The following is a 12,153-nucleotide window of genomic DNA, read 5'->3' as shown; positions in this document are numbered from 1 at the left end:
GGGCACGGTGGTGACGTCGGGGAAGGTTTCGGCGAGGGCGAGGTTCGTGCTGCCGGCAATCGCCCCGACTCGCTTTCCGGCCAGGTCGCGTTCGGAGCCGATGCCGCTGTCCGCGAGAACGAGTACCGATTCGTCAAAGATGGCGTAGGGGCGGGTGAAGTCGACCAACTCCGCCCGACTGGGGGTGATGCCCTGGCCGCACCAGATGCCGTCGCCCCGGCCTTCCTGCAGGGCGGGAACCATGTCGCTCCAGGAGGTGACGACCCAGCGCACCGTCTTACCGAGCACGCCGGCGACCAGTTCGGCGGCTGAGGGTTCGTAACCGGTGCGGGTGCCGTCGGAGGCCGCCTTGTCGAACAGCGGGGGTGCGGGCAGGTCGACGCAGATCAGTCTCAGTTCGTTGGTCACAGGAACTCCAGGTACATGTCGCGGTCGAAGTCGGTCACGGCGCCGCRGGCGCGGGCCCATTCGTCGAATTTCACGGCCGAGTACTGGTCGGCCAGTTCGGGGGCGAGGCTGCCTCGGATGACGTCGTTGTCGTTGAAGGCCTTCACCGCGTCTCCGAGTGTGAGTGGCAACGTTTCGTAGGTGTTGTCGCCGTAGCTGCTACCGACCTGGGGGTCGCCCGGGTCAGTGGCGTTGTCGATGCCGTCCTTGATGGCGGCGAGCAGCACGGTGTGGGAGAGGTAGGGGTTGACGCTGGCGTCGGGGATCTTGTACTCGAGCCGGCCGACGGCGGAGAGCCGGACGGTGCAGGTCTTGTTGTCCATGCCCCAGTTCACGGCGGTCGGGGCGAACTGGCCGCCGTCCCAGAATCGCTTGTAGGAGTTGACCGTCGAGGCCATGATCGCGATCGATCCGGAGGCGTGGGCGAGCATGCCTCCGAGGGCGTGCTGGCCGATCTTGCTCAGGTGCAGTTCGCGGCGACCCGGCTCTTCGAGGACGTTCTCGTCGCCGTTCCACAGGCTGACGTTGTGGTGGCAGCCGTTGCCCATGGAGCCGGTCGCGGGCTTGGGCATGAAGCTGGCGATCACCCCGTGTTCTTTGGCGACCTGGTGGCAGATCTGCCGGTAGGTGATCAGGCGATCGGCGGTGTCGGTGCACCGGTCGAATTGCCAGTTCAGCTCGAGCTGCCCGGGATCTTCGTAGTCTCCCTCGATCATGTCGAACCCGAGGGCGTGGGCGTAGGTCATGATGCTCTGGTAGATCGGGCGCATCAGTTCGAGGTTCGCGGTCTGGTAGGCGGCGCTGCCGCCCGGCCGGACCTTGACCTCGACACTTTCCCCGAGCCAGGTCATTTCCGGTTCGCAGCCGCTCTTGAGGACCAGACCGGTGTCGGCGGTGAACTGGTTGTGTGCCCGGATGAGGGTGCTGCGGGTGTCGGTGGCGAGGTAGTCGCCACCGACCTCGGGGATGTGGTCGGGTTCGTAGGTGGTGCAGAAGAACCGGGCGACGGTGGTGTCCCAGGGCAGTACCGCGAAAGTGTCCAGATCTGGGATCGCGGTGAACTCGGCCGCGTCGACACCGCCACCGAGCAGCTGTCCGGTGCGGTCAGTGTGCAGGTCGACCATGGCGGTGCGGTGGAACTGCACGCCCTTGACCAGGTTGCGGCGCAGGTGCCGGGCGGGGACCACCTTGGCGACGGTGCGGCCGGTGAGGGTCACGACCTGGTAGTAGATGTATTCGACACCGGCAGAGGTCATCTGCTTTTCGATGTCTGCGATGCGGGCATCCGACGAATTGAGTTCTCGGTGCTGATCCAATGACGTCATCGGATGTCTCCTCGTGGTGTAAGTAGGTCGCGGGGTCAAGCTGTGAGGACGGTGGTGCGGGAGGTTTCGACGGCCTCGCGATACTTGCGGGCGGTGACCGGCGAGGGCGAGAGCATGACCACTCCGACCAGCCGGCTGCCCTGGTAGTAGCCGACCACAGTGCCGTCCAAGGCGGACGGATCCTGATCGACCGGCGCCGCCAGGTCCCCCTCGAGCACCGAGATGTGGTCGGCGTCGCCGGGTGAGCCGTAGCCCTGCAGCCGGAGCCCGAACTGGTCGCTCCAGAATGAAGGCAGCGGGGAGAAGGGGGCGTCCGGGCCCGGTTCGTCGCTCAGATGTGCGATGAGGGTGGCGGCGGCGCGTTTGGCGGTGTCGGTGGGGATGCACCAGTGTTCGATGCGCCGCGGGATGTTCCCGGTGGCGGGGTCGGGGAACCGGGCGATGTCGCCGACGGCGACGACGTCGGGGCGGGATTCGACGCGCATGTGGTTGTCGCACAGGACACCGTTGCTCAGATCGAGGTCGTTGCCGTCGAGCCATTCGACGTTCGGGTGCGAGCCGACCGATTCGATCAGCACGTCGGCGCCGAGCCGGGTGCCGTCGGTCAGGATCACCGCGGACAATCGGCTGGGATCATCGGCGCCGCCCACCGTTTCTTCGACCGACACCCCGGTGTGGACGTGCACGCCTGAAGCTTCGTGGACTCTGCGCAGTGCATTGCCGAATTCCTCCCCGAGGGGGCGGATCATCGGGACGGCCATCGGCTCGACGATGTGCACCTCGCACCCGAGCTTGCGGGCGGTTGCTGCGGTCTCGCAGCCGATGAATCCGCCGCCGACGACGATCACCCGGGTTCCCGGTTGCAGCTCGGCGCGCAGTCCGATGGCGTCGTCGAGGGTGCGGATGACGTGTCGCCCAGACTGTGGGCCGGGCAGGTCCAGACGCCGGGGGCGCAGGCCCGTGGCGACGACCAATCCGTCGTAGTGCAGTACCTCACCGTCGGCGAGGGTGACGGTCTTGGCCGTCAGGTCGCTGGAGACGGCGGGGGATCCGAGTCGCCAGCGAACGTCGGCGATGCTCTTGCGCTGTCGGAAGGCAACCGAGGAATGCCAGTGGTCGAGGGTGGAGTTCTGTTCGTCTCGTTCGGCGGCGAGCACGTCCTTCGACAGGGGCGGGCGGTTGTACGGCATGTGCTTTTCGTCGCCGACGATGGTGACGATTCCGTCGAACTTGTTCGCGATCAGTTGTTCGGCTGCGCGGAGACCGCCCATCGATCCACCGACGATGACAACGTGCGAAGGCATCGGTTCAGCTCTCGTCGAGGAAGATCGCTTGCACGGGGCAGACGTCGGCGGCCTCTTCCACCTCGTCGCGCTGGGAGTCGTCGGGGTGCTTGTCGTACACAAGCTTCCCGTCGTCATCCATCTGGAAGACCTTGGGCGCGGCGATGGCGCACTGCCCGTGGTCCTGGCACATTCCGTAGTCGACGCGAACGTCCATTTCTTTTACCTCTCTTACCGAAAACGAAGTGATGGTGGTGCGTGTCAACCGCGCTCGAACGCGATCGGCAGGAAGATCGGGCCGGTGTTGCCGCTGAGCGGCAGCCAGGTGGCGATACCGTCGATGGTCGGGTTCTTCAGCCGCTGGGCCAGCAGGGGCAGTGCCTCGCTCATGTCGGAGCGGGCGACGAAGTGGCCGAGGCAGTGATGCGCGCCGCCACCGAAACCGAAGTGCGGCACCCGCTCCGCGGTCAGGTCGAAGGGCTCGCCCTCGATCACTCGCGGGTCGGTACCGGCGGATTCGGACAGCAGGTGGATGGTGGTGCCGGCCTTGATCTCGAGGCCCTGGTACTCGAAGTCTTCGAGCGCCTCACGGGTCACCCAGGTGACGGTCGGGTTGACGCGCATGACCTCTTCCACCGCCGCCTTGCCGAGTTCGGGGCGTTCGGCGAGCAGCTTCCACTGGTCCGGGTACTTCATGAACGTCTGCAACGCCAAGCCCAGCTGGTTGCGGGTGGTGTCCATCCCGCCGAAGATCAGCAGGACCAGCGACACGCGCAGCTCGTCGTGGCTGAGGTGTTCACCGTCGCGTTCGGCGAGGACGAGTCGGCTGACGAAGTCGTCGCCCGGGTTCTTGCGCCGGTCGGCGATCAGTTCGTCGGCGTACTCGTAGAGCCCTTCGAGTGCGGCCTCGACCTTGGCGAGGTCCTGCTTGAGTGTGACGCCCAGGGCCAGCCCGATGTCGTTGGACCAGGCGGCGATCTTCTTCCATTCACCCTCGGGGATACCGAGCATGATCGCGATGACGCGGGCCGCGTAGGGCTCGGCGAACTCGGAGGCGAAGTCGCAGCGGCCGCGCTCGTGGAATCCGTCGATCAGCTCGTTCGCAAGCGCCTGGAACCTAGGAACCAGGCCGCCGATGAGTTTCGGGGAGAAGGCGGGGTTCATCAGCCGACGCAGGCGATGGTGGTCGTCGCCTTCGAGGTTGAGCAGGGCACTCGACCACCAGTGCGCGAACGGGCCTTCGTTGACTCCGTTGTGCGCCGGCCACGCCCAGCTTCCCTGCCGCAGGCGCCGGTCCTTCATCAGCTTGCTGACCTCGTCGTACCGCAGGACGGCGAGTCCGTAGCTGGTGTGGGCGAACCAGCTGGCCTCGCGCGCCTGACGGACGGCATCGGACTGCACCGAGAAGGTGGGGTCGGCCAGGTTCAGAAACGGCGCGTCGGTCAGTTGATCAGTGGACATCGGTGGCTCCTKCGGGTTCGGGCTGCGGTTCGGGAGAAGTCGCGTGAGTGGGACTGGGGCGCTTGCGGATCGCGTCGCCGAAGGGCGCGGTTCCGTTGTTGTGGGAACGGGCGAGGACCATGTAGAGCAGGCCGGATCCGATGACCGCGGCACACAACAGGGCGACGATGTAGTTGTCGTACCAGGCGGCGTCGGGAGTGCGCGGCCAGCTGATGTTGATGATGGCGGCGACGCCGTAGACGAGGGCGCCGATGTTGACCGGCATGGCCCACTTGCCGAGCTGGTATTTCCCGTTCGGGATCCAGCCCTTGATGCGGGCCCGCAGTGCGGCGAAGACCACCATTTGGAAGGCGATGTAGATGCCGATGGCGCCGAAGCTGATCAGCTTGGTCAGGGCGTCGGTGGACACTGCCGACCCGACGATCAAGATGCCGGGGACGACGGCGGCGAACAGCAGCGCGTAGGGCGGGACGGCGCGGTGGTGGTCGAACTTCGACCAGAGCCGGCTGCCGACGATCATTCCGTCGCGGGCGTAGGAGTAGATCAACCGGCTTGCCGCCGCCTGCAGGCTCAGTGCGCAGGAGACGAACGAGATCAGCACGACGACGACGACGATCYTCGAGCCGATCGGTCCGAACGCGTCGCTGAGGATGGTCGCGACCGGATCCGGGTCGTCGCCGCTGATGACGGCGCCGAAGTCGACCACGGACAGGATCAGGCTCAGGCACACGAAGGTTGCCGCGGCGCCACCGATGTAGATGGTGCGGCGCATGGACTTCGGGATCTGAATGCCAGGATTCTTGACTTCCTCGGCGACGTCGCCGCAGGCCTCGAAACCGTAGTACTGGAAGACGCCGATCAGGCTGGCGGCGAGGAACGCGTACAGGAAGCTGTGTGAGCCTTGCGCCCCGAAGCTGTCGAAGAGAACCCCCAGGCCGTGGTGGCGTTCGGCGACCAGCAGCCAGATGCCGACGATGAGGGCGCCCACCAGTTCGGCGGCAAAGCCGAAGATCGCGGCGTAACCCAGGATCTTGGTGCCACCGAAGTTGATGACCGTGGCAAGGATCAGCACCGCGAGGGCGCAGACGATGGTGGTGGTCACCGAGGGGGTGAACCCGACCACGGTGGCGACGAACGGACCTGCACCGTAGGCGACGCCGGCGATCGTGGCGAGCAGGGCGAATAGGTACACCCAGCCGGTCATCCATGCCCACTTCCGGCCCCACAAACGGCGGGCCCAGGGGTACACACCGCCGGCGACGGGGAACTGTGCGACGACCTCGCTGAAGACCAGGGCCACCAGGAACTGGCCGACACCGGCGATCAGCAGGCTCCAGATCATCGGCGGTCCGGCAGCGACCAGCGCGATCGCGAAGACGGTGTAGATGCCGACGACCGGGGACAGATAGGTGAAGCCGAGGGAGAAGTTGGCCCACAGGCTCATGTCTCGTTTGAACTCGGACTCGAAGCCGAGGGCGGCGAGTTGGGCGTCGTCGTCGGAAATAGCGTCGTCAGGACGCTGGGGAAGTTTCTGGGACACGGGACTCGTTCTTTCGGTCGGGGGGTACCGCGGGCCGTGAGGGTTGAATGTCCGGTTTTGTGGGGCCGGTCACATCCACCCCTTAAACATATAGAGTGATAGTTCATAGTTCAAGGCGTCAGGGTTACGATCGTGTTTAGCTCTACGACCTCAGGGGGTAAGCGGTGGCGATCGACCAGCTTGGAGGCTTGACTGCCCTCGGTGCTGTTCTTGCCCCACTCGACGGCGGTGGCCCTCGCACGGATGCCGTTGTGCAGCGCATTTCCGCAGCTATCGGGCTCGGTGTGATGGTCGACGGTGAGCAGTTGCCCCCCGAATTGGACCTCGCCGGTCAGCTCGGGGTGTCCACGGTGACCCTGCGTGAGGCGCTGGCGGTGCTCCGCAACGAGGGGCTCGTGTACACCAAGCGTGGGCGCGGCGGTGGCAGTTTCGTCAAGGCATCGGCCGACGTAGTCCAGAGCAACTCGCTGACCAGGCTGCAGCAGCTGAGCGTGGAAGAACTGCGAGACATCGGCGACGAACACTTCGCGGTCTCCGGCGCAGCCGCCGCCCTGGCGGCCCGCCGCAGCCTGACCGCCGATGTGACCCGGTTGCGGGCGCTGGTGACCAGGATGCGGGAGACGGCAGACCCCTTCGAGTGCCGACGCGCCGACAGCCGCTTCCACATCGAGGTCGCCGTGAGCTCGCAGTCCTCGCGGTTGACCCGAACCGAGGTCGGATTGCAAGCTGAGTTGTCGGCAATGATCTGGCTTCCGCAGGTAGCGGTCGATCCGGCCGCGGAAGCCAACACCCACCACGCTCTGGTGGATGCGATCGAAGTCGAGAATCCGGATCTGGCACGGGAACTGGCAGAATCACACAGCGCTGCCCATATTCGCCGGCTGATCAAATTACGTATGGAGCTGAGGAACGAATGAGCCCTGTCGATGACTCTCGGCTGCCGGCGGCGGTCGACTCGGTCGGGGAAGCGACGACGGACCTCGTCGAGCTGATCTACGGTTCGCTCGTCTCGATCGGCGACGCGTTGATCGAGCTGTGGACCAGGTTGCAGGCCGACGGAACGTCACCGCKGTCGTCGGATCTCGAGTCACTCAAGAGCGCCGTGGTCGGCGAACTCGACGCCCGGGGCCCGCTGTTCAACGGCGCGGGAGTGGTCATGGCCGACGGCAGCCTCGCCGATCGACAGCACTACCTCGAATGGTGGCGCGCAGACGGGGGCGACCGCCCCGTTTCACAGCGGCTCGTTCTCGACCTCAATCCGCGCAGTGAGTACTACTACGACTACTCCGACATGGAATGGTTCACTATTCCCCGCGATCGGAACGAGAAATGGGTCTACGGACCGTATCTCGACTACACCGGCGTCGACCTGTACGTGTGCACCTTCGCCGTGCCCATCCGGCTCGCCGACGGGACCTTCCTCGGTATTGCCGGCGCCGATGTCCCCGTGTCGAGTATCGAATCGAGGTTGTGGCCGCAGCTTCGCCTCGCGGGATCCGGCCTGGTCCTGGTCAATGCCGACGGCCGGGTCATCGTGGGAAACGACCCGGAATACATCACCGGATCCAAAGTCCCCTCCCGTGCCCGGTCGGGCGTGGCAGTGCCGGTGCGGGCCACTCCCTGGGCGCTGGTACCGCTTCACCGGGCGGACTAGACCCGACACGCCAATCGCAATGCGGGGTGGGCGCCCCGGGGCATCGGACACCGACCGTGGTGATCCCGCCAGGTAGCGACAGCAGTCCCCCACTGCGATGGCGGACAGCCAGGCGCGGCGAAACCGTCAACCCCGCAGATTCTTCGGTCCAGGTGCGCACGAGTGAGGCCGGGCGCGCTGATCGAGCGTCGCCCGGCCTCAACCAGGGATCCAGTTGTGCTGGAGTTCCTTACACCGCGGAACCGGCTCGGTTTCGCCTTTGGGTCTCAGCGTGCGCCGTTGAACGCTGGACGAATGCGCGGAACAGGGCTGTGCGGTCCTCGGCCGATCCGTCGGTGTCCTCGGGGTGCCATTGCACACCCACGATCCATTTGCTCTCGTGTTCGACTGCCTCGACGACACCGTCGAGGCCCCGGGCGGTCACTCGCAGTCCCTCCCCGACCTCGCCGACCGCTTGGTGGTGTCCGTTGCGGACGATCACCTGGGATCGGGACAGGATCTGTTCGAGCCGAGAGCCTTCGGCGACGATCACCGTGTCGTCGAGGAACATCGGCTCCCCGTCCCCGCCCCGGTGCGGATTGTCCTCCCCCAGATCCGGGATCAGTGTTCCACCGCAGGCGAGGTTGATCATCTGGGAGCCGCGGCAGATGCCGAGCATCGGTGCCTCGAGCTTGAACCCGAGGTCGATCGCAGAGAGGGTGCGTTCATCGGTTCCGCGGTCGACGCCGTAGAGGTTGCCGACGTACTCGGTGTGCCCGTAGAGGGTGGGATCGACATCTCCCCCACCGAGCAGCATCACCCCGTCGGTCTCCTCGTCGATGGAGAAGGGTGCGTCGCGGGAGATGTCGATGACGGTGACCCGAGCTCCCAGCTCCACCAGCGTGGTCAGCGCAGAGCTGGTGAAACGCACGATCAGGTCGCGGGCCTCGGTCGTCAGGCCGGGAAAGTTCAGAGGCACCACAACGGTGATCAGTGGGCCCATCCCCTGCTGGGCCCCGTCGGGGAGCACATCGGTGAGCGTGACCGGATCGATGTTCATGCGCGAATCTCCTGACCGCTTCCGAGACGTGGTGGCGCACTGCGGTATTGCACCGGTGTGCGGGACAGGGAGATCGGGTTGGCAACCTGGGGGGTGCTGCTGCCGGGGACGTCGACGACGGTGTCGAGGCCGAGGTGCTTGGCGAAGTCGAATGCTTCGGCGATGTCGTTGATCGGCCCGGCGGGCACTCCCCGGGCGCTCAGGGTGTGGAACCAATGGTCGGCGCCATGGGCCGCGAAGCGGGCGCTGACGACGTCGAACAGTTGCGCTCGGTGGGCCACCCGTGCGGTGTTGGTCTCGAATCTCTCGTCGGTCGCCAGTTCCGGGACACCGAGGGCGGCGCAGAGCTGGGTGAATTGTTTGTCGTTGCCGACGGCGAGCGCGATCGGGCGGTCGGCGGTCGGGAAGACCTCGTACGGGGCGATGCTGGGATGCCGATTGCCCAGAATCGTGGGGATCTTGTCGGCACCGAGGTAGCCGGACGCCTGGTTGACCAGCGACGACAGCAGTACTGAGAGCAGGTTGGTGTCGACGCGCTGGCCTTCACCGGTCGCGGTGCGGTGATGCAGGGCAGCGAGAATGCCGGTTGAGGCATGCAGCCCGGTGAGCACGTCGACCAGAGCGACACCGACCTTGGTCGGGGCGCCCGGTTCGGGGCCGGTCATGCTCATCAGGCCGCCGACCGCCTGGACGAGCAGGTCGTAGCCGGACAGCGCGGCGCCGCCCTGATTGCCGAACCCGGTGATCGAGCAATAGATCAGGTCCGGCTTGACCTCTCGCAGGTCGTCATAGCCGAGGCCGAGCCGCTCCATGGTCCCGGCCCGGAAGTTTTCGACCACGACATCGGCGCGGCGGACCAGATCGCGGGCGCGGGCGCGGTCGTCATCGTTGCCCAGGTCCAGCACCACCGAGGTCTTGTTGCGGTTGACCGAGTTGAAGTAGGTGGCGTTGCCTTCGTGGTCGAAGGGCGGGCCCCACGCGCGGGTGTCGTCGCCGGTGCCCGGGCGTTCGATCTTGATGATCTCGGCACCGAGGTCACCGAGGAGCATCGTGGCGTAGGGGCCGGCGAGGACCCGGCTGAAGTCGGCGACGACGATGCCGTCGAGTGCGCCGGGGCTCATATCCGGGCCTGCCCGCCGCGCAGGTACACCGTGGTGGTGTGGGTGAAGAATTCCCGGGCCGAGCGGCCCTGTTCCTTCGGACCGTATCCGCTCTTCTTCGCCCCGCCGAACGGGACGTGGGGGTCGGCGCCGGCGGATTCGGAGTTGATGTGCAAGATGCCGACATCGATGTCGTCGATGGCGTCCAGTGTGCGGGTGAGGTCCTGGGTGAAGATGGCGGCGGAGAGACCGAATTCGCTGTCGTTCGCCAGGGCGAAGGCCTCGTCGACGGTGCGTACTCGCCGGACCGCCAGTACGGGGCCGAACAGTTCCTCCCGCCAGACGTCGGGCGACTGCGAAGGCAGCTCGAGGATGGTCGGGGGAACGAAAAACCCTGTTGCCAAGGTGCCCTCGGCGTATGCGTGGCCGCCGGCGATGCGCCGCGCRCCCTGTTCGAAGGCGCGATCGATGCCCGCTTGGATCGAGGTGCGGGCGGCGGCGTTCACCACCGGTCCCATCTCGGTGCCGTCCTGAACGGGGTTGCCGACGTTCATCGCGTCGGCGCGTTTGCCGAGTTCGGCGAGGAAATCCTCGGCGATGTCGTCGGTGACGATCAGCCGGGAGGTGGCGGTGCACTTCTGCCCGGTCGAGCGGAAGGCCCCGAACATTACCTGTTCGGCGGCCAGTTCGAGATCGGCGTCGCCGAGGACGACGGCGGCGTTCTTGCCGCCCATCTCCGCCTGCACCGGGGCCCCGCGGGCGGCGCCGGCGGCGGCGATCTTGCGGCCGACCCCGGTGGAGCCGGTGAAGGTGATCGCGTCGATGCCGGGGTGTTCGACGATGCCGTTGCCGACGGCGCCGTTCCCGATCACCAGGTTCAGCACACCGCCGGGCAGGCCGGCGTCGGTGAGGGCCTGGGCCAGGCGCATCGCCAGCAGCGGCACGGTGCTGGCCGGTTTCCAGACCACGGTGTTGCCGTAGGTCAGGGCCGGGGCGATCTTCCAGGTCGGGATGGCGATCGGGAAGTTGAAGGGGGTGATGACACCGACCACGCCGATGGGTTTGCGGGTGACCAGGATGCGCTCGCCCCGTCGCGGCGAGGAGAAGACCTCGCCAGCGTCGCGGTCGGCGTCGTTACCGTAGTAGCGCAGGATCTGGGCCGCGCGCAGTACCTCGCCGATGCCTTCGGGTTTGGTCTTGCCTTCTTCGCGGGCGAGTTCGGTGCCCCAGTCCTGGGCCGCGTTCTCCACGATGGTCGCGGCACGCACGAGGATCGCGCCCCGCTCGTGCGCGGGGGTGCGCGCCCACTCTCGCTTGACCCGTTGGGCTGCCGCCACGGCGCCGTCGAGTTCCGTGGTCTCGGCCAGTCGTCCCTGGGCGACGACGACGTTCGGCTCGGCCGGGTTGGTGCTGGCGACGGTGTCGCCGCCGCCGTCGAGCCACTGTCCGTCGACGAGATGGCGCAGTTGCGTGGGTGTGGTCATGTCGATTTCACCTCTGGTGCGGGATTGGTTTGCGAGAGTGGGCGCGCGGCTGGTCAGCGGAAGGCTGCTTGCCCGGTCAGTGCCTTGCCGATCGAGAGCATGTGCATCTCGCTGGTGCCCTCGTAGGTGAGGACAGACTCGAGGTTGTTGGCGTGCCGCAGCGGCGGGTATTCGAGGGTGATGCCGCTGCCGCCGAGCACCGTGCGGCACTCGCGGGCGATGGCGATGGACTCGCGGACGTTGTTGAGCTTGCCGAGGCTGATCTGCTCCGGCAGTACTCCGCCGTTGTCCTTCATCCGGCCCAGGTGCAGTGCCAGCAACAGGCCCTTACCGAGCTCGAGGGTCATGTTGGCGAACTTCTCCTGGGTGAGCTGGAAGCTCGAGAGCGGCTTGTCGAACACCTCGCGGGAGCCGGCGTAGTCGATCGCGGCTTCGAGGCTGTCCCGGGCTGCGCCCAGGGCCCCGAACACGATGCCGAAGCGGGCCTCGTTCAGGCACGACAGCGGTGCGCTCAGGCCGCGGGCCTCGGGCAGCTGTGCGGACTCGGGGAGCCGCACGTTGTCGAGCACGAGCTCGGAGGTCACCGAGGCGCGCAGCGACAGCTTCTTGTGGATGTTGTTGGCGGTGAATCCCTTCGTGTCGGTCGGCACCAGGAATCCGCGGACACCCTCATCGGTCTGCGCCCAGATCGTGGCGACGTCCGCGAGGCCGCCGTTGGTGATCCACATCTTGGTGCCGTTGAGCACCCAGTCGCTGCCGTCGCGGCGGGCCCGGGTGCGCATGCCGGCGGGGTTGGAGCCGAAGTCGGGCTCGGTCAGAC

12 protein-coding genes are annotated in these 12,153 nt (G+C 66.6%); 2 read left to right on the top strand and 10 right to left on the bottom strand.

Annotated elements, in window-relative coordinates; genetic code table 11:
* The 6 genes from AC1D1G_RS32585 to AC1D1G_RS32560 all read right to left on the bottom strand — a co-directional run.
* Nucleotides 1-408, bottom strand: a 408-nt coding sequence (locus AC1D1G_RS32585) for a substrate-binding periplasmic protein (RefSeq protein ID WP_477955310.1), incomplete at its 3' end; no start/stop codon positions are given.
* On the bottom strand, nucleotides 405-1,772 hold the full coding sequence (locus AC1D1G_RS32580) for a glutamine synthetase family protein (RefSeq protein ID WP_477955308.1): 1,368 nt from the start codon (nucleotides 1,770-1,772) through the stop codon (nucleotides 405-407). The genes AC1D1G_RS32580 and AC1D1G_RS32585, both read right to left, overlap by 4 nt.
* A 35-nt stretch (nucleotides 1,773-1,807) precedes the next feature.
* A complete protein-coding gene (locus AC1D1G_RS32575; protein ID WP_283353203.1) occupies nucleotides 1,808-3,076 on the bottom strand; it encodes an NAD(P)/FAD-dependent oxidoreductase in 1,269 nt (422 codons plus the stop codon).
* A 4-nt stretch (nucleotides 3,077-3,080) separates the two neighbouring features.
* On the bottom strand, nucleotides 3,081-3,272 hold the full coding sequence (locus AC1D1G_RS32570) for a ferredoxin (protein ID WP_164060960.1): 192 nt from the start codon (nucleotides 3,270-3,272) through the stop codon (nucleotides 3,081-3,083).
* 44 nt (nucleotides 3,273-3,316) lie between these two features.
* The gene (locus tag AC1D1G_RS32565; RefSeq protein ID WP_283353204.1) at nucleotides 3,317-4,516 is read right to left on the bottom strand and encodes a cytochrome P450; all 1,200 of its coding nucleotides are present in this window, start codon (nucleotides 4,514-4,516) and stop codon (nucleotides 3,317-3,319) included.
* Nucleotides 4,506-6,056: an APC family permease gene (locus AC1D1G_RS32560; RefSeq protein ID WP_477955306.1), complete on the bottom strand. Its 1,551-nt coding sequence runs from the start codon at nucleotides 6,054-6,056 to the stop codon at nucleotides 4,506-4,508. Before AC1D1G_RS32560 ends, AC1D1G_RS32565 begins: the two co-directional genes overlap by 11 nt.
* Before the next feature lie 251 nt (nucleotides 6,057-6,307).
* Between AC1D1G_RS32560 and AC1D1G_RS32555 the strand changes: the two genes are divergently transcribed.
* Entirely contained in the window at nucleotides 6,308-6,973 is a 666-nt protein-coding gene (locus AC1D1G_RS32555) for a FadR/GntR family transcriptional regulator (protein WP_283353206.1), read from the top strand.
* Nucleotides 6,970-7,710 carry a cache domain-containing protein gene (locus tag AC1D1G_RS32550; protein WP_477955305.1) on the top strand — a complete coding sequence of 247 codons (741 nt, stop codon included), beginning with the start codon at nucleotides 6,970-6,972 and terminating at the stop codon, nucleotides 7,708-7,710. The genes AC1D1G_RS32555 and AC1D1G_RS32550 overlap by 4 nt, the downstream gene beginning before the upstream one ends.
* Nucleotides 7,711-7,939: 229 nt before the next feature.
* Here the strand turns inward: AC1D1G_RS32550 and AC1D1G_RS32545 are convergent, their stop codons facing one another.
* From AC1D1G_RS32545 to AC1D1G_RS32530, 4 genes are all read right to left on the bottom strand, one after another.
* Nucleotides 7,940-8,749 carry a gamma-glutamyl-gamma-aminobutyrate hydrolase family protein gene (locus AC1D1G_RS32545; RefSeq protein ID WP_283353208.1) on the bottom strand — a complete coding sequence of 270 codons (810 nt, stop codon included), beginning with the start codon at nucleotides 8,747-8,749 and terminating at the stop codon, nucleotides 7,940-7,942.
* Nucleotides 8,746-9,870 carry a CaiB/BaiF CoA transferase family protein gene (locus AC1D1G_RS32540; protein WP_283353209.1) on the bottom strand — a complete coding sequence of 375 codons (1,125 nt, stop codon included), beginning with the start codon at nucleotides 9,868-9,870 and terminating at the stop codon, nucleotides 8,746-8,748. Before AC1D1G_RS32540 ends, AC1D1G_RS32545 begins: the two co-directional genes overlap by 4 nt.
* Nucleotides 9,867-11,333 carry an aldehyde dehydrogenase family protein gene (locus AC1D1G_RS32535; protein ID WP_283353210.1) on the bottom strand — a complete coding sequence of 489 codons (1,467 nt, stop codon included), beginning with the start codon at nucleotides 11,331-11,333 and terminating at the stop codon, nucleotides 9,867-9,869. The genes AC1D1G_RS32540 and AC1D1G_RS32535 overlap by 4 nt, the downstream gene beginning before the upstream one ends.
* Nucleotides 11,334-11,386: 53 nt before the next feature.
* The coding region (locus AC1D1G_RS32530; protein WP_477955303.1) for an acyl-CoA dehydrogenase family protein at nucleotides 11,387-12,153 on the bottom strand (767 nt) is incomplete at its 5' end.

Source organism: Rhodococcus sp. P3_B8 (genome assembly GCF_056402775.1).
This window is presented reverse-complemented; position numbering and strand designations above follow the sequence as displayed.

What these genes read in the sequence shown, in the direction of transcription:
- AC1D1G_RS32575 (WP_283353203.1), bottom strand. Translation starts at nt 3,076, where the DNA reads ATGCCTTCGCACGTTGTCATCGTCGGTGGATCGATGGGCGGTCTCCGC.
- AC1D1G_RS32540 (WP_283353209.1), bottom strand. Translation starts at nt 9,870, where the DNA reads ATGAGCCCCGGCGCACTCGACGGCATCGTCGTCGCCGACTTCAGCCGG.
- AC1D1G_RS32545 (WP_283353208.1), bottom strand. Translation starts at nt 8,749, where the DNA reads ATGAACATCGATCCGGTCACGCTCACCGATGTGCTCCCCGACGGGGCC.
- AC1D1G_RS32570 (WP_164060960.1), bottom strand. Translation starts at nt 3,272, where the DNA reads ATGGACGTTCGCGTCGACTACGGAATGTGCCAGGACCACGGGCAGTGC.
- AC1D1G_RS32565 (WP_283353204.1), bottom strand. Translation starts at nt 4,516, where the DNA reads ATGTCCACTGATCAACTGACCGACGCGCCGTTTCTGAACCTGGCCGAC.